Annotated in this window: 17 protein-coding genes; 13 read left to right on the top strand and 4 right to left on the bottom strand. The window is 61.5% G+C overall.

Features of this window, described 5'->3' with window-relative positions:
- The 3 genes from ABY403_RS04275 to ABY403_RS04265 form a co-directional block, all read left to right on the top strand.
- Positions 1–259, top strand: a 259-nt coding sequence (locus ABY403_RS04275; RefSeq protein WP_372839253.1) for a DNA alkylation repair protein, incomplete at its 5' end; no start/stop codon positions are given.
- Positions 260–331: 72 nt separating this feature from the next.
- The gene (gene moaA / locus ABY403_RS04270; RefSeq protein WP_372839250.1) at positions 332–1,333 is read left to right on the top strand and encodes a GTP 3',8-cyclase MoaA; all 1,002 of its coding nucleotides are present in this window, start codon (positions 332–334) and stop codon (positions 1,331–1,333) included.
- A gap of 78 nt (positions 1,334–1,411) precedes the next feature.
- Complete coding sequence (locus tag ABY403_RS04265; RefSeq protein ID WP_372839246.1) at positions 1,412–1,819, top strand: universal stress protein; 408 nt, start codon at positions 1,412–1,414, stop codon at positions 1,817–1,819.
- Positions 1,820–1,867: 48 nt separating this feature from the next.
- On the opposite strand, the gene ABY403_RS04260 is transcribed toward ABY403_RS04265, so the two are convergent.
- Both ABY403_RS04260 and argE read right to left on the bottom strand, forming a co-directional pair.
- A complete protein-coding gene (locus tag ABY403_RS04260; RefSeq protein WP_372839243.1) occupies positions 1,868–3,034 on the bottom strand; it encodes a M20 aminoacylase family protein in 1,167 nt (388 codons plus the stop codon).
- 303 nt (positions 3,035–3,337) lie between these two features.
- Positions 3,338–4,498 carry an acetylornithine deacetylase gene (argE, locus tag ABY403_RS04255; protein ID WP_372839240.1) on the bottom strand — a complete coding sequence of 387 codons (1,161 nt, stop codon included), beginning with the start codon at positions 4,496–4,498 and terminating at the stop codon, positions 3,338–3,340.
- Here argE and ABY403_RS04250 point away from each other — a divergent pair.
- The 6 genes from ABY403_RS04250 (at position 4,497) to ABY403_RS04225 (ending at position 10,513) form a co-directional block, all read left to right on the top strand.
- A complete protein-coding gene (locus ABY403_RS04250) occupies positions 4,497–4,706 on the top strand; it encodes a hypothetical protein (RefSeq protein ID WP_372839237.1) in 210 nt (69 codons plus the stop codon). The two genes, argE and ABY403_RS04250, sit on opposite strands and share 2 nt — an antisense overlap.
- Positions 4,707–4,715: 9 nt before the next feature.
- Positions 4,716–5,717, top strand: coding sequence for an ABC transporter ATP-binding protein (locus ABY403_RS04245; protein ID WP_372839233.1), 1,002 nt, complete (start codon positions 4,716–4,718; stop codon positions 5,715–5,717).
- A 21-nt stretch (positions 5,718–5,738) separates the two neighbouring features.
- Positions 5,739–6,821: an ABC transporter ATP-binding protein gene (locus ABY403_RS04240; RefSeq protein ID WP_372839230.1), complete on the top strand. Its 1,083-nt coding sequence runs from the start codon at positions 5,739–5,741 to the stop codon at positions 6,819–6,821.
- Between the two features lies 1 nt (position 6,822).
- Positions 6,823–8,523 carry a peptide ABC transporter substrate-binding protein gene (locus ABY403_RS04235; RefSeq protein ID WP_372839227.1) on the top strand — a complete coding sequence of 567 codons (1,701 nt, stop codon included), beginning with the start codon at positions 6,823–6,825 and terminating at the stop codon, positions 8,521–8,523.
- Positions 8,524–8,598: 75 nt separating this feature from the next.
- Positions 8,599–9,606 (top strand): ABC transporter permease, encoded by a 1,008-nt coding sequence (locus ABY403_RS04230; RefSeq protein WP_372839224.1) that lies wholly within the window; start codon positions 8,599–8,601, stop codon positions 9,604–9,606.
- Entirely contained in the window at positions 9,599–10,513 is a 915-nt protein-coding gene (locus ABY403_RS04225) for an ABC transporter permease (RefSeq protein WP_372839221.1), read from the top strand. The genes ABY403_RS04230 and ABY403_RS04225 overlap by 8 nt, the downstream gene beginning before the upstream one ends.
- A gap of 59 nt (positions 10,514–10,572) precedes the next feature.
- Here the strand turns inward: ABY403_RS04225 and ABY403_RS04220 are convergent, their stop codons facing one another.
- Positions 10,573–11,382 carry an SseB family protein gene (locus ABY403_RS04220; protein WP_372839217.1) on the bottom strand — a complete coding sequence of 270 codons (810 nt, stop codon included), beginning with the start codon at positions 11,380–11,382 and terminating at the stop codon, positions 10,573–10,575.
- 149 nt (positions 11,383–11,531) lie between these two features.
- On the opposite strand from ABY403_RS04220, the gene ABY403_RS04215 reads away from it, so the two are divergent.
- From ABY403_RS04215 to kdsA, 4 genes are all read left to right on the top strand, one after another.
- On the top strand, positions 11,532–12,791 hold the full coding sequence (locus tag ABY403_RS04215; protein WP_372839214.1) for a Na+/H+ antiporter NhaA: 1,260 nt from the start codon (positions 11,532–11,534) through the stop codon (positions 12,789–12,791).
- 151 nt (positions 12,792–12,942) lie between these two features.
- Positions 12,943–13,602, top strand: a complete 660-nt coding sequence (locus tag ABY403_RS04210; RefSeq protein WP_372839211.1) for an ABC transporter ATP-binding protein — start codon at positions 12,943–12,945, stop codon at positions 13,600–13,602.
- The gene (locus ABY403_RS04205; protein WP_372839208.1) at positions 13,580–15,286 is read left to right on the top strand and encodes a capsule biosynthesis protein; all 1,707 of its coding nucleotides are present in this window, start codon (positions 13,580–13,582) and stop codon (positions 15,284–15,286) included. The genes ABY403_RS04210 and ABY403_RS04205 overlap by 23 nt, the downstream gene beginning before the upstream one ends.
- Positions 15,287–15,294: 8 nt before the next feature.
- Positions 15,295–16,128, top strand: coding sequence for a 3-deoxy-8-phosphooctulonate synthase (gene kdsA, locus ABY403_RS04200; RefSeq protein ID WP_372839256.1), 834 nt, complete (start codon positions 15,295–15,297; stop codon positions 16,126–16,128).
- Positions 16,129–16,142: 14 nt separating this feature from the next.
- Here kdsA and ABY403_RS04195 read toward each other — a convergent pair whose 3' ends face one another.
- Positions 16,143–16,676 carry an isochorismatase family protein gene (locus ABY403_RS04195; protein ID WP_372839205.1) on the bottom strand — a complete coding sequence of 178 codons (534 nt, stop codon included), beginning with the start codon at positions 16,674–16,676 and terminating at the stop codon, positions 16,143–16,145.
- Positions 16,677–16,859: the final 183 nt, after the last annotated feature.

Below are 16,859 nucleotides of genomic sequence, written 5' to 3'. Positions count from 1 at the left end.
GCGCCGCGCCGCACTGACCTTCACCCTACCTTGGACCCGCCTGCCCCACCCCAAGCCCGCCGACGAGGCGGTGCGCACCCGCGTTCTGGGCTGGGCCACGGCACTTGCCCCCGACCGCGACTGGTTCATCCAGAAAGCCATCGCTTGGTGGCTGCGCGACCTGTCCAAGCACGATGCCGACCGCGCGCGCGCATGGCTGGATGAACATGGTGCAACGCTCAAGCCTTTCGCGCTGAAGGAGGCGTCCAAATACCTCTGATCTGCGGCAAATGGCGCTCGATCCGCATTGCAGGACACTTGCACGACTGCGCCAGAAGTTTAACATGAGTGCATGAGTACGCTTAGCGATCCCTTCGGCCGCACCATCAGTTATCTGCGGCTTTCTGTTACGGATCGGTGCGATCTGCGCTGCCGCTACTGCATGACCGAGCATATGCAGTTTCTGCCCAAGCGCGATCTGCTGACGCTGGAGGAACTCGACCGTCTCGCCACGGCCTTTGTCGCACTCGGCACGCGCAAACTGCGCATCACCGGGGGCGAACCGCTGGTGCGCAAAAATATCATTTCCCTGTTCCGCGCAATGTCGCGCCACCTTGAAAGCGGCGCGCTGGACGAATTGACACTGACCACCAACGGCACGCAGCTGGCGCGCCACGCGGCAGAACTGGTCGATTGCGGTGTCAAGCGGATCAACGTGTCGCTCGACACGCTCGATGCCGAGAAGTTCGCGCATGTCACGCGTTGGGGGCGGCTGGAACAGGTGCTTGAGGGCGTTGCCGCCGCGAAAGCGGCCGGCCTGCGCGTGAAGATCAATACCGTGGCGCTCAAAGGCTTCAACGAAGAAGAATTGTTCGCGCTGGTCGATTGGTGCGCGGCCGAAGGCCATGATCTGACCTTCATCGAATTGATGCCGATGGGCGAGTTCGACGACGCATTGCAATTGTCGCAGTATTGGCCGCTAAGCGATGTGCGCGCGCGCCTTGCCAGCCGCTTCACGATCGAGCCGCTGTCCGAACGCACCGGGGGCCCTGCAACCTATGTGCGGCTGGTCGAAAGCGGCCAGAAGGTTGGCTTCATCACCCCACTTACGCATAATTTCTGCGAAAGCTGCAACCGGGTGCGGGTGACTTGCACGGGCGATCTGTTCACCTGCCTCGGGCAGGAAGGGCGCGCCGACCTGCGCGCACCGCTGCGCGCCGGCCCCGATGACGACCTGCTTGTGGCTGCCATCCGCGATGCTATAGCGCACAAACCGCGCGGTCACGATTTTGACTATTCGCGCACGGGCGTCGCTGGCCGCATGAGCCGCACGATGAGCCATACCGGCGGCTAAACAGCCCCGACTGACCTGCATCAACGCGCGCGCCGCCTTGCCGCGCTAGACTAACCTCGTAATGATCGGAGAGCGCAAATGTATCGCAATATCCTTGTGCCAATCGCTTTTGACCACGACAGAGACCCCGAACCCGCACTGGCCGCAGCGCGCACGCTGGCCGACAAGGGGGCCCGCATCACCCTGCTGCATGTAATGGAAGAAGTGCCGAATTACGCCATCGACTACATGCCCGAAGGGTATTTGGACAATCTGTCCGTCGCCGTGCAAGCGGCCCTCGATGACCTTGCCAAAAAGGTGCCGGGCGGCCAGACCGCGCTTATGCGCGGTGCTGCGGGCCCAGAAATCATTGCATGGGCGCGCGACAATGAGGCCGACTGCATCGTGCTTGCATCGCACAGGCCGGGGCTGACCGACTATTTCCTTGGCTCGACCGCCTCGCGCGTGGTGCGGCAGGCCAAATGCTCGGTGCACGTGCTGCGCTAAGGCGCGCGCCGCGCCTGAACCGGCGCGGCGGCGGTGGATATGGCCTGCTCAGGCGGCGGGCATCCGTTCTTCAACCATGCCCGCATACCAGCTGGAGCCGAAGGGAATGGCGTTGTCGTCAAAGTTATAGGCCGGATGGTGCACCATCGCGGTGTCACCGTTGCCAAGGAAGATATAAGCGCCGGGCCGCGCGTTCAGCATGAAGCTGAAATCCTCGGCACCCATAAGTGGCGCGGTATCGGCATCGACCTGCCCTGAAACCGCCTGCGCCACCTTGATCGCGTAATCCGTGTTTTCGGGCGCGTTCATCGTTACGGGGTAGCCGCGCTGGTAATCAACCTTGGCCGTTGCGCCAAAAGCGGCCGCAGTGCCTTCGGCAATGGCCTTGACGCGCGCTTCAACGAAATCCTGAACGGCGTGGTCCATGGTGCGCACCGTGCCGCGCAGCAGAACCGTTTGCGGAATGACGTTATGCGCCTCCGATTCAGTGCGGAAAGTGCAGATCGAAACCACGACCTGTTTCAGCGGGTCAACGTTACGGCTGGCGATTGACTGCATCGCAACAACGATCTGCGCCGCAACCAGCGTGGTATCGATACATTCGTGCGGTTTTGCGGCGTGCCCGCCCTTGCCGGTGACCACCACTTCAAACTGGTCCGCCGCAGCCATCTGCGCGCCGGGCCGAATCGCAAAGGTGCCAACCGGAATACCGGGCATGTTGTGCATGCCGTAAACTTCCTGAATGCCCCAGCGGTCCATCATGCCGTCGTTCACCATCTCGCGCCCGCCGCCGCCACCTTCTTCGGCAGGTTGGAAGATCATCACCGCGGTGCCGTCGAAGTTACGGGTTTCGCAAAGGTATTTCGCGGCGCCCAACAGCATTGCGGTGTGCCCGTCATGGCCGCAGGCATGCATCTTGCCGGGGGTCTTGGAGGCGTAGTCAAGCCCGGTGGCTTCGAATATCGGCAGCGCGTCCATGTCGGCGCGCAGCCCGATCACCCGGCCCTTGCTATCGCTTTTGCCGCGGATCACGGCGACCACACCGGTCTTGCCGATCCCCTCGACAACCTCGTCGCAACCAAAACCGCGCAGCAGTTCGGCCACCTTTCCCGCCGTGCGCTGCACGTCAAACAGCAGCTCGGGATGTTCGTGAAAATCGCGTCGCCAGGCAGTGATTTCGGGCAACAGTTCGGCAAAACGGTTCTTTACGGGCATTTCGACTCTCCTTTTGCGGTACCGTGTTCCGAAACGGCTTTGGCTGCAACCCCCCGGCCGCGCCGCCGCACGCGCCACGCTTTCACGGCCAGCCTTGGGCGAAAAAGCGTATGGTGCGGCCTGCGTGGCCAAGGTGCAAAAGAACCCGGCAGGCCCTTTACGCTCTGCCACCGTCGGAACGCGCAGCAACGGGATTTGATCGAAAAGCCGCAGACGCTGCAATACCCTGAAATCTTGTGATGTGAGGCCGGGGGCAGCGCGCCGAGCCCCCGGTCAAAGCAACCACACCCCGATTCGGGGCAATCAGCGCTCGAGATCCTTCACAAGTTGCTCCAAAAACGCCCAACCCGCCTGAAACTGCGCCACGCTCAGGTATTCGTCGGCCTGATGCGCCTGTGCGATGTCGCCCGGCCCGCACACCACCGCCGACCATCCGCGCACCTGAAACTGCCCGGCCTCGGTGCCATAGCTGACCACATGCCGCGCGTTGTCACCGGTAAGCTTGCGCGCAAGTGCCTCGGCCGCGCCATCGGTTTCGGGGGTAAGCGGTGGTAGCGCGAAACGCTCCTCTACCGTGATCCCCGCCTCGGGGCGCACGGTGCGCATTTCGGCCTCGACCTCGGCCACCTTGTCGTAAAACTTTTGCCGCCATTGTTCGGGCTCGTCACCGGGTACAACCCTGAAATCAACGCCAAACTCGCAATCACCCGCGGTGATGTTGTGCGCTGTGCCACCGGAAATCTGCCCGGTGTGCACGGTGGTCCATGGCGGGTAGAACGTGGCCGCCAGTGGCGCGGGCGTTGCTGCACGACTTGCGGCATTCTGCTCATTGACCCAAGTCAGCAGCTTGGCCCCTTCGAGAATGGCGTTGACGCCTTCGTGCATGATCGAGGAATGCACTTCATAGCCCTTTACGTGCACCCCGTAGGCCATGCCGCCCTTGTGGCCGGTGACGACCTTCATCATCGTCGGTTCGCCCACGATTACAGCACTGGCGCGCGGCAATGCCGCCATCGCCTCGATCATCGGGATGCAGGCGATGCAGCCCAGTTCCTCGTCATGGCTTAGCGCGAGTTGCAGGGGCCGTTTGACACCGCGCCGATGCGCCAGCACCAGTGCGGCAATAGCCAGCGCATCAAATCCCTTCATATCGCAGGTGCCGCGGCCATAGAGGCGGCCATCGCGCTCGACCACGGTGAAGGGGTCGGAGCTCCAATCCTGACCGTCTACGGGAACCACGTCGGAATGCCCGGAAAGCACCACCCCGCCCGGAACATTCGGGCCCACCTGCGCGAAAAGACTGGCTTTTTGCCCACCCGGCGCGGGCACTACGGTGGCGGTGATACCCTGCTCTTGAAGCCAGTCGCGCACCCATTCGATCAGGTCGAGATTGGAGCCGCGGCTGACGCTGGGAAAACTGACAAGGCGTTCTAGCACAAAGCGGGCGGTGGCGAGGTCTGACATGGCATTCTCCGAAATTGCGATGCGCAAGCTGCGCCGGGTTTGGGCAGAGCGCAACCCCCGCGCCAAGCGCCGCGGCGAGATTTTCCTTGGCGGCAACGAAACAGAATCGAACTTGCGTGGAGCAAAAAAATCTCTAACACTGCCACGAATGATCCCGCCTGGGGGGGCGGATAACCGCGCGCAAAAGAAAACAATAACAACAGACTAGGAGCATTACATGCCCGATGGGGCGCAAGCTGTCCTTCATGTCGAGGGCCTCAAGACCGTGTTCAAGGTTCGCGGTGGAGAGGTGCATGCCGTCAATTCCGTCAGCTTTGACATCAAGCCGGGCGAGTTGCTTGGCGTGGTTGGCGAGTCCGGTTCAGGCAAATCGGTCACGATGATGTCGCTGCTGGGCCTTTTGCCCTCGCCGCCCGCCGAGGTGCGCGAAGGCAAGGTGATGTTCGACGGCCGCGACCTGTTGAAGTGCACGCCCAGCGAATTGCGCAAGGTGCGCGGGCTTGGCGTCGGTTTCATCTTCCAAGACCCGATGACCTCGCTGAACCCGGTGTTTACCGTGGGCTTCCAGATCATGGAGCCGCTGCGCCGCCACCTTGGCATGACCAAGGATGCCGCACGCAAGCGCGCACAGGAACTGCTGGAACTGGTCAATATCCCCGATGCTGCGCGTCGGTTGGACGATTATCCGCACCAGTTTTCGGGCGGTATGCGGCAGCGGGTGATGATCGCCATCGCGCTGGCCTGCGACCCGAAGGTGCTGATTGCTGACGAGCCGACGACGGCGCTTGATGTGACGATTCAGGCGCAGATTCTCGAACTGGTGCGCGAATTGCGCCACAAGCTCGGCATGGCGATTGTCTGGATTACCCATGACCTTGGCGTGATCGCGGGCATCGCGGACCGGGTGATCGTGATGTATGGTGGCCAGATCGTCGAACAGGCACCGGTGAAAGAGCTATTCGCCCACCCCCGCCACCCTTACACGCGCGCCCTGCTGAAAACCGTACCCAGTGTGCGTGGCGCGCGGGCGGCCAAGTTGAACGTGATCGAAGGCCAGCCGCCGATGTTGACCGCTGTGCCGACATCCTGCCCGTTCCGGCCACGTTGTGTGAATGCTATCGAGCGTTGCGCGGCCGAAAACCCGCAGCGCCGCAAGGTTGGACCGGGCCACGATGTCGCCTGTTTCCGCGATTTCGACCAGAACGGCGCGCTTGTATGACCCGCGCGCGGAGAAATGCCGATGCTTGACCACACCCCCACCAAGAAAACGCTGGTCGAGGTTGACGGGCTGCGAATGTATTTCCCAATCACGGCGGGCCTGCTGCGGCGCAAGGTCGGGGACGTGAAGGCGGTCGATGGCGTCTCTTTCAATATCTTCGAAGGCGAGACGCTGGGGCTTGTGGGGGAATCGGGTTGCGGTAAATCCACATGCGGGCGGGCCTTGCTGCGGCTTTACAACATCACGGAAGGTTCGATCCGTATTGGCGGCGTCGATATCGCTTCGCTCGACCATGATGAACTGCGCCGGATGCGCCCGACCATGCAGATGGTGTTTCAGGACCCGCAAGCGAGCCTGAACCCGCGCATGACCGTGGCCGGAATCATCGGCGAGCCGCTGGACGAGCACACCAAACTCAGCCGCGCCGAGAAACTCGAGCGGATCTATGAATTGATGGATGCGGTGGGCCTGAGCCGCGATTTTGCCAACCGGTATCCGCATGCCTTTTCGGGCGGCCAGCGCCAGCGCATCGGCATTGCCCGCGCACTGGCCTTGAACCCCAAGTTCATCGTCTGTGACGAACCGATCGCGGCGCTGGATGTCTCGATTCAGGCGCAGGTGGTCAACCTGCTGGAAGAATTGCAGGACAGGCTGGGGCTGACCTATCTGTTTATCAGCCACGATCTGAGCATGGTGCGCCATATCGCCGACCGCGTGGCGGTGATGTATCTGGGCCAGATCGTCGAGCTTGCCAGTCGCGATGCGCTTTATGAAAGCCCCAAGCACCCCTACACGCAGGCGCTGCTTTCAGCCGTGCCCGAACCAAACCCCGAAAACGAATTGACGCGCCGGCGCATCATTCTGACCGGCGACGTCCCCTCGCCCGCCAACCCGCCGCAGGGCTGCAACTTTTGCACGCGCTGCCCGAAGGTGATGGATATCTGTCACCGCATCGAACCGGTTAGCCGCGAGATCGAGCCGGGCCGCTTTGTGGCCTGCCATCTTTACGAAACCGCAGCGACTGCCGAAACAACGGCAGCAAACACCCCAGCGGGCAAGACCCGTTTGAGCAACGACAATCAACCGACCCAACGAGGAGTTTGACATGAAACTGAAAACCGCCCTTCTGGGCGCGGTGGCAGCCTTAGCGTTCGCCCCCGCAGCGTTTGCCGAGCGCGGCACCGATGGTGAAGTGAGGATCATCTACTGGCAAGCCGTCTCGACGCTGAACCCCTATCTGTCGTCGGGCACCAAAGACGTGGAAGCCGCAAGCCTCGTGATCGAGCCGCTCGCGGGCTTCAACGAAAATGGCGAGGTCATCCCGCGCCTTGTGACCGAAATCCCGACCGTGGAAAACGGCGGCGTCTCGGCTGATCTGACCAGCATCACTTGGAAACTGAAGCCGGGTCTGGTCTGGTCTGATGGCACCCCGGTTACCGCGCAAGACGCCGTTTTCACTGCAAATTACTGCATGGATCCGGCCGGTGGTTGCGCACAGCTGGCGCGCTACGAAGGCATCAAGTCGGTCGAGGCGCTTGACGATCTGACCGTCAAGATCACCTACAATGAACCGCGCCCGAACCCCTACACCGCCTTTGTCGGCGCGACTTCGCCGCTGCTGCAAGCCGCGCAGTTCGCAAACTGCATGGGCGCTGCCGCGTCGAGCTGCACCGATCAGAACTTTGCGCCCATCGGCACCGGCCCGTTCCGCGTGACCGAGTTCCGCACCAACGACGTGGTGCAGATGGAAGCCAACCCGAACTACCGCGATCCGGCCAAGCCGGCGTTTGCGCGCGTCACCGTCAAGGGTGGCGGCGAAGCGGCAGCCGCGGCGCGTGCGGTCATGGAGACGGGCGAATACGACTATGCCTGGAACACCCAGATCTCGCCCGAAGTGCAAGGTCAGATGACCGCGGGCGGCAAGGGCGAGTTCATCTATGCCTTCGGCACCCTTGTCGAGCGTATCGAAATGAACATGACCGACCCGTCGGCCACGCTGCCCGAAGGCGAGCGTGCCACGGTTGCGCATCCGCACCCGATTCTTTCGGACTTCCGCGTGCGCAAGGCGCTGAGCATGGCTATCGACCGCGATATTCTGGTTGAAATCGGCTATGGCAACGCTGGCCGGGCAACGTGCAATCTGGTTCCCGCCCCGCAGATGTACGCCTCCGACAACACCGACTGCCTTGTGCAGGACATCGAAGGTGCGAAAGCCTTGCTGGAAGAAGCCGGCTGGAAAGTGGGCTCTGACGGCGTGCGCGAAAAAGACGGGATGCGCCTGAAGCTGCTTTACCAGACCTCGGTGAACGCCGTGCGTCAGGACTTCCAGTCGATCATCAAGCAGTGGTGGAACGAGATCGGCGTTGAAGTCGAGCTTAAGGCAATCGACGCCAGCGTGTTCTTCGGCGGTGACGCGGGTTCGCCTGACACCTTCCAGAAGTTCTATGCAGACGTCGAAATGTACGCCAACAACTTCGACGGTACCGACCCGGAACCCTACCTGGCGCAATACACCTGCGACAAGGCGCCTTCGCCGGCGACCCAGTGGCAGGGTGAAAACGTCAACCGCTATTGCGACCCAGCCTATGACGCGCTTGTTGTCGAGCTAGGCCGCACCGGCGAAATGGACAAACGGGCGGAACTTGCCAAGAAGATGAACGACATGCTGACCAAAGACACGATGACCGTTGTGCCGCTGGTCGACCGTGGTCGGCTTTCGGCCCGTTCGCTGACCCTTGGCGGTGTTGTGCTCAACACCTGGGATAGCGAACTGTGGAACGCTTCCGACTGGTATCGCGTGAAGTGATATGAACCCCGCGCCGCCCCTGCTTTTTGCTGGGGCGGCGCTCTCCCTACCCAAGCGAACTGATCCGAGGCACCGATGTTCAACTTTGCCCTGCGACGTTTACTCATCGCAATCCCGACGCTTCTGATCATTTCACTGGTGATCTTCCTGCTGCTTGAGGCCGCCCCCGGCGACCCCTTGGGCGAAGTGCCGCTAACCGTGCCGCCGGAAGTGAAGGAAAAGATGCGCGCGGCCCTTGGCCTCGATAGCGCGTGGTATGTGCGCTATCTGCTTTGGCTCAAGCAGTTCTTCTGGATCGAGCCGCTGAACCTCTTCGATTACCTTTTCAACACGAACTACGCCGAAGGCATGCAGCGAGTGATCTCGTTCCAGTCGCGCCAGCCGGTGATGCAGATCATCGCGCAGCGCGTTCCGCAAACCCTGACGGTAGTCGGCCTTTCGTATCTGATCGGGGTGTCGATCGCGCTGCCGATCGGTATCTACTCGGCATATCGGCAATATTCGTGGTTCGACCAGCTTGGCACCTTTGTCTCGATGGTCGGGTTTTCGGTGCCGACCTTCTTTACCGGCGTGGTGCTGATCATCGTTTTCGGCGTCAAGTTGCAGTGGTTTCCCTCGATCTATGACACCATGCACCGCGTCACAGACTGGGAAAGTTTTCTGGTTCAGGTGCGGCAAATGGCAATGCCGGTGATGGTGCTGTCGCTCTATAATGCGGCGCAGATCAGCCGGTTCATGCGCTCTTCAATGCTCGACAACCTCAATCAGGACTATGTGCGCACCGCACGCGCCAAGGGATTGTCCGAAAAGATCGTCGTGATGGTGCATGTGCTGCGCAACTCGCTGATCCCGGTGGTTACGGTGATTGCGCTGGGTGTGCCCACCATCTTTGGCGGTGCCATCATCACCGAACAGGTGTTCAAGGTGAACGGCCTCGGGCAGCAACTGATTACCTCGATCCATTCCAACGACATGCCCATGGTCATGACGTTGACCTTCATCTTCGCGATCCTGATCGTGACCTTCAACCTGATTGCCGACCTACTCTACGGCATACTCGACCCGAGGATCCGCTATGACTGACGCCATCTCGATTGCTGCAAAGCGTAGTGCGCCCCGTAACCAGTGGTGGGATGTCTGGGATCAGTTCAAGACCCACAAGGGCGCGCTGATCGGCCTTGCGGTGTTCTTCTCGATCCTCGCGCTGATCATCATCGGGCCTTGGATCTGGACGCAAGATCCGGGCTATGTGAACCTGCGCGCCCGCAATCAGGGCTTTTCGGCAGCGCATCCCCTGGGCACCGACCAGTTGGGCCGCGACATGCTGGCGCGGATCATGGCAGGCGGCAAAGTCTCGATCTCGGTCGGGCTGACTGCGATGCTGCTGTCGATCACCCTTGGCACCACGATGGGTGTGCTTGCGGGCTACTTCAAACGGCTGGAAAACCTGCTGATGCGGGGCACAGACCTGTTTTTGGCACTGCCGCTGCTGCCGCTTTTGCTACTGATGGTGACGCTGTTTCGCGATCCGCTTTCGCGCAGCTTTGGGCCGGAAACCGGGATCTTCATCCTGATCGTCACCGCCATCGGCGCAACCAGCTGGATGCAAAGCGCGCGGATCGTGCGCGGCTCGGTGCTGGCGCTGAAAGAGGCAGAGTTCGTCTTGGCCGCGCGCAGCATCGGCACCCCACCGCGGCGAATGATTACGCGCCACATCCTGCCCAACGTGATGAGCCCGATCATGGTTTCCGCCACGCTCGGCATCGCCAGCGCGATCATCACTGAATCCGCGCTCAGCTTTCTGGGCTTGGGCTTTCCGCCGGACTTCCCCACTTGGGGGCGGCTGTTGTTTGACGCGGTGGATGCGATGCAGCTTTACCCCGCGCGGGTGATCATGCCCGGCGTGATGATCTCGCTGACAGTGCTGAGCGTGAACTACATCGGTGATGGTCTGCGCGACGCGCTGGACCCGCGCATCCGCGGCCGCTAAGGCCCTTTGTCCGACAATTGCGCCGCCCCTGCTTTGCGCGGGCGGCGCAAGCCTTGATGCTAGCGCAAGATTGGCGGCTTGTCCGGGTCCATTCCGGGGGCAGAGCCCGGCTCGATTACTTGATGGGTTTCCTTCTCGGGCTCGGGCAGATCGAACACCTGCGCCACCTCGGCAAGCTGTGCGAAAAGCGCCTCTTCGCCAGTAACAAAGGCAACGTCGAGCGCGCCCGCCTCCAGCCCCGAAAATGCCAATGCCTCGGCCACGGCCTTTGCCAATGCGGGTTCGGCACCTTGCACGGCACCAAGAAACGCCAGCATGTGGCCACGGCTTCCGTCTTCGTATTCGACGCCCGCCAGCAGCGCCTGCGCGGCAGTGCCTGCAAGATGCACGAACTTCATCTCAAGCGCGGTCAGCAAGGCGCTGAGTGCGGCAGGGCCGAAGCTGAGGGTGGTGAAGGCGACAGGAGTGCCCGAAGCCGCCTCTGGCGCGCTGCTCAGGGTTTCGGTCAACCATTCCAAAGCCTCTGGCGGCAGCAGCATGGCCGAGTCGGCAACCCCGAGGTTCAGCCCCAGCCCGACCTCCTCGCCCGCAAGATACTGTGCGATCACCCGCCCCGGTAGCGCCGCATAAGGCGCGGGCACACCGCTGAAGGCGCTCAACCGCTCTTCCAGATCGAAAGCGAGAACGTAGTTCCCGGCCTCGGTCTCGAACAGCTGCGGCGTGATCGCATCACCCACCGGTTCGGATTCGAGCAGCAGGAACAGTTCGGCATCGGCCAGAAAACCGAACAGCGCCATGCGCAGCTGTGCATCGTCGGGGGCGGCTTCGGCTGCGGCATGTGCCAGATCATATGCGGTGGGTTGGGTCATGGCGGGCTTTCCGATGCTGGGTTTCCGCCCCCCTAGACCGCGAGGCGCGACGGGGCAAGCAAAAGCCGCAAAACATGGCGTCGGAGCGGTTGCACCTACGCCATACGATGGCATACAAACTTCGCAAGGGACGGGGGAGATTGGCTGCCATGTACAGAGTCTGGAACTTTATCACCAGCTATTCATTGCTTCTTATTGCCGGGGCATCGCTGGCGCTGATCTGGGCCAATACCGACCCTGAAAGTTATCGGGCGCTGATCGAATATCCGTTGGTTCATGACTTTTTCATCGGCCATCTGCACGAGGCCGATGGCCACTTCAGCCGCACGCTGACGACGCAGTTCGTCGTCAATGACATTCTGATGGCCTTCTTCTTTGCAATGGCAGGCAAGGAAGTCTGGGAAGCGGTCGTGCTCAAGAACGGCGAATTGCGTGGGCGCAAGGCGGCCACGCCGCTTATCGCCACGGCGGGCGGGATGTTCGGGCCGATTGCAGTCTACCTTGGCCTCGCGATGGTTCTGGGCTCTGACACGTTCGATGCGGTCAGCCGCGGCTGGGCCATTCCCACGGCCACGGATATCGCATTTTCCTATCTGGTCGGGCGCATCGTGTTTGGCGCGGGGCACCCGGCGATCCGGTTTCTGCTATTGCTGGCGATCGCTGATGATGCGGCGGGGCTAATCATTCTTGCGATATTCTACCCGACCGGAGAATTGGCACCGGTGTGGCTGCTGTTATCGCTGGGGGCGGCGCTGGCGGTTTATCTGTTGGCCAACGACTTGCCGCGGCGACTGGACCGGGGCAATCAGTTGCGCCCCAACTCCACTTGGGTGCGGCGCAAGCTTTCGTTCTGGCCCTATCTGATTGCGGGCGCGCTTAGCTGGTACGCGTTCATGCGCGCAGGCATTCACCCAGCACTCGGCCTGCTGCCGGTCGTGGCGACCATTCCGCATGCCGACCGCCCCTACGGCATTTTCGCCGAGGCCGAAGCACATCTGAAAGACTTGCTGAACTGGATGGAGCACCGTCTGAAATACCCCGTCGAGATCGTGCTGTTCCTGTTCGGTCTGTTCAACGCGGGGGTAGAGTTTTCGGCCATCGGCGCGCCGACATGGCTGGTGGCGCTGGGGCTGTTGCTTGGCAAGCCGATCGGGATCTTCATCATGGGTTGGGTTGGCGCGCGGGTGCTTGGCTTTGGCCTGCCCGAAGGCATGAACTTCAAAGACCTGTTCGTGCTGGGTTGCGTTGCGGCGATCGGCTTTACTGTGGCGCTGTTCGTGGCATCTGTGGCCTTCCCGAGCGGTGACATTCAGGATGCCGCAAAAATGGGCGCGCTGTTCAGCTTTGGCGCGGCCTTTGTGGCCATCGTTGTAGGCAAGCTGATGCGCATAGAACGACACGAATACTGAACACGTCGTTTCAACCGTTGCTACAATTGCGGTGGCCGTTGCATATTGCCCCCGCCACAAGACATAATGTTGCCTGATTGGGCGGTTAGAAGCCTTTTTAAGAAAGGCACCCTAGGGTGCAGCCGTCCGTCACCTGGGCCGAAAGCGCGCAATGCTTGAATTCGTGAATGTCAGCAAGTCGTTCTGGACCGGCAAGCGCCGAAAGGTAATCCTTGATCAGGCGACTTTCCGGGTCGAACTGGGCACATCCCTTGGAATCCTCGCCGCCAACGGCACGGGCAAGACCACAATCATCAACATGATGGCAGGGCTGGAAAAGCCCGATGAGGGAGAGATACGCAAAAGCTGCCGGGTTTCGTTTCCGCTTGGCTTCATGGGCGGGGTGGTGGCAAAGCATACCGCCACCGAGAACGCGCGTTTCATCGCCCGCCTCTACGGGCTGGATCCCGACTATGTCGAGGCGTTCTGTCGCTGGCTGTGTGGCATCAACGAATATTTCGACATGCCGGTGGGCACCTACAGCCAAGGCATGAAAGCGCGCTTCACTTTCGCGCTGCTTCTTGCGCTGGAGTTTGATATCTATCTGATCGATGAGGGGATGCCCTCAACCACCGATGTCGAGTTTAACCGCAAGGCGGGCGACATCCTGCGCGAGCGGTTGCAAAGCGCCACGGTGATTGTGGTCTCGCATCAGGCCGCCACGTTGGAAAAGTTCTGCCGCACCGCCGCAGTGCTGCGCGACGGCAAGCTGCATATGTTCGACACCTTGGAAGAAGCGAAACAGCTCTATGACTACGGTACCCAAGGCTAAGCGATTTCGGGTTCGGCGCGCCACGCCGGTACTCGCCACCCCCGCCACCGCAGCGCAGGCGGGCGAGGCGGCGTCTGCTGGCGCGGCTGGTGCTGGCGCGGCTGCGGCCGCCGCCGCTGCCCCTGACAACAGCCTGCTTACCCCGCAGGATGACGGATTTGGCGATGCGCGTTTCCCCACAGCCGCGCCCGATACGGTGCTTGGGCCTTCTGCGCGCTCTCCCGAAGATGAAATCGCCGCTATCCGCGCCGAGGGTTTGAGCGGGCGGCAATTGCGTATGGCGCGCCGGGTGGCGCAAAAACACGGTATCGAATCCGCCTCGGATTTCGAGGCGGTGCGGCTGCTGCGCCGCCGTGGCATCGACCCGTTCCAGCACTCGGGTGTGCTCGATCTTGTGGCGCAGACCGACCATTCCGAAGCGGCGCGTTCGATGGCGCTGGCGCGTATCGACGGGCCGGGAGCCGACGCGCGCGTGCAACTGCCCCAAACCGTGCGCCCGGGCAGCAGCCCCGCATTGGCCGAACCGATGACCGAGTCGCGCCGGGCCGCAGAAATCATCGCCATGCAGCGCGACATCGTGCGCCGCCGCCGCCGCAAGGTTCTGCTGCTATTCACGCGGCTGGCCTTTTTCGTGATGCTGCCCACGCTGATGGCGGGATATTACTATTTTGCAATGGCGACAAAGTTTTACGCCACAAAAGCCGAGTTCGTGATCCAGCAGGCCGACCAGCAAAGCAGCAGCCTCGGCGGGATGTTTTCAGGCACGGGCATGGCCACAAGCCAGGATTCGATCACCGTGCAAAGCTATTTGCAGTCGCGTGATGCGATGCTGCGGCTTGATGACGAACTCGGCTTCAAGGAACACTTCAGCCAAGAGAACATCGACCCGTTGCAGCGGCTTGAACCTGGCGCAACCAATGAGAAAGCCTACCGTCTGTATCGGCGCAACGTGAAAATCGCCTACGATCCGACTGAAGGCATCATCAAGATGGAAGTGATCGCCGCCGATCCACAGGTTTCGGCCGCGTTTTCCGAAGCGCTGATCCGCTATGCCGAAGAGCAGGTAGACCAGCTTACCCAGCGCCTGCGCGAAGACCAGATGAAGGGCGCGCGCGAAAGCTATGCTGATGCCGAGGACAAGGTGTTGGCCGCGCAAAGCCGGGTGCTGGAATTGCAGCAACAGCTTGGCGTGCTCGATCCTGTGACGGAATCAGGGATGGTGATGCAGCAGGTCGGCTCGTTCGAGTTGCAGTTGCAGGAAAAACGGCTTTCGTTGCAGCAATTGCTCGACAACCCCCAGCCCAACCAAGCGCGCGTCGATGGTGTGCGCGGCGATATCGCGCGGCTTGAAAGCCTGATTGCGAGCCTGCGGTCGCAACTGACCCAAGGCAGCGGCACCACCACATCGCTCGCCTCGGTCACCGGGCAATTGCGCATTGCCGAGGCCGACCTGCAAACCCGGCAATTGATGCTAAGTCAGGCCGCGCAACAGCTTGAAACCGCGCGGATCGAGGCGAACAAGCAGGTACGATACCTCTCAACCGGGGTGCGCCCCGTGGCCCCGGACGAAGCCACCTACCCGCGCGCCTTCGAGAATACGATCCTCGCCTTCTTGATCCTTGGCGGTATCTATCTGATGATTTCTTTGACCGCATCGATCTTGCGGGAACAGGTTGCAGCATGACACAGACAATGCGCGAAGTGGCAGTCGGCAACTGCCGACTGGGTAATGATTTGCCGATGGCGCTTATCGCCGGCCCCTGCCAGTTGGAAAGCGAAGCACACGCACTGATGATCGCGCGCAGGCTGGCCGAAGCCTGCGCCAGTGCGGGTGTGCAGTTCATCTTCAAGGCCAGCTACGACAAGGCCAACCGCACCTCTCTTTCAGGTCGCCGCGGTATCGGCATGGCCGAGGGGTTGCGCGTGCTCGCGCGGGTGCGCGACGCGGTCGGTTGCCCGGTATTGACCGATGTGCACGATATTGAACAGGCGCGCGCCGCCGCGCGCGTTGTCGATATTATCCAGATCCCGGCGTTTCTTTGCCGCCAGACCGATCTTTTGCTGGCCGCGGGCGAAACCGGGGCGGTGGTGAACATCAAGAAGGGCCAGTTTCTAGCACCTTGGGACATGCGCAATGTCGCGGCCAAAGTGGCATCGAGCGGCAATGAAAACATTCTGCTGACCGAGCGGGGAACCTCGTTTGGCTACAACACCTTGGTGGCCGACATGCGCGCGCTGCCGATCATGGCGCGCGAAGGCTACCCGGTAATCATGGATGCGACGCATTCGGTGCAGCAGCCGGGCGGGCTTGGCGGGTCTTCGGGCGGACAGCGCGAGTTTGCGCCGGTGATGGCGCGCGCGGCGATCAGCCTTGGCATCGCCGGGGTTTTCCTTGAAACCCACGAAACGCCCGATACGGCCCCCTCGGACGGCCCGAACATGGTGCCGCTTGATGCGATGCCTGCGCTGATCGAAAACCTGAAGGCTTTTGACCTGCTTGCCAAAGCCAACCCGATCCGGGTCTAGCAGGCAGCCACGGATTACTTGATCAACGCCTGAATCTCGCGAAACGCGGGGTGGCTGGCATCACCCAGCCATTCGAACAGCACCATCTCGGTGGTGACTATTTCTGCGCCGTGACGCGCCATACGCTGCAACGCTGCGGTGCGGTTGTCGGCTGTGCGCGAGCCTATGGCATCGGCCACCACCGCAACCTGTCGCCCTGCCCCGATCAGGCCAAGCACGGTTTGCAGCACGCAGACATGCGCCTCGGTGCCCACAACCACCACGGCGCGGTCCGGTGCAAGCCGCGCGGTAAGACCAGGTGCGCGGCAAGCGTCAAAGGTCGTCTTTTCTGCCACCTCACCGGGGGCGGCACCCAGTTCCGGCGCAGTTGCGCCAAGGCCGCGTGGATATTGCTCGGTGAACAGCAGCGGCACCTCTAGCCTGCGTGCCCCGGCAACCAATCGCGCGGCGTTGCGCAGCACCGCATCTCCACCCGCAATGGCGGGCAACAGCCGGGCTTGCAGGTCGATCAGCAGCAACAGAGAGCCTTGGGCAGACAACGTTCGCATCGCATCCTCTCATTCATGTGGCAGCATGACAGTCTTGCACGAAAGGTTTGAAAAACCAAAGTTTTCGGAAAATACAATTATAAACAAGTAATAAATTATTCAAACTTCACCATACAATCAGCATCTGCTTCCCCTCAAAGCGGCGCAACCAGCGCACGAAACTCGGCTACTTTCTGCCAAGCT

The organism is Phaeovulum sp., from assembly GCF_041596715.1.
GTDB lineage: Bacteria > Pseudomonadota > Alphaproteobacteria > Rhodobacterales > Rhodobacteraceae > UBA6213.
This window is presented reverse-complemented; position numbering and strand designations above follow the sequence as displayed.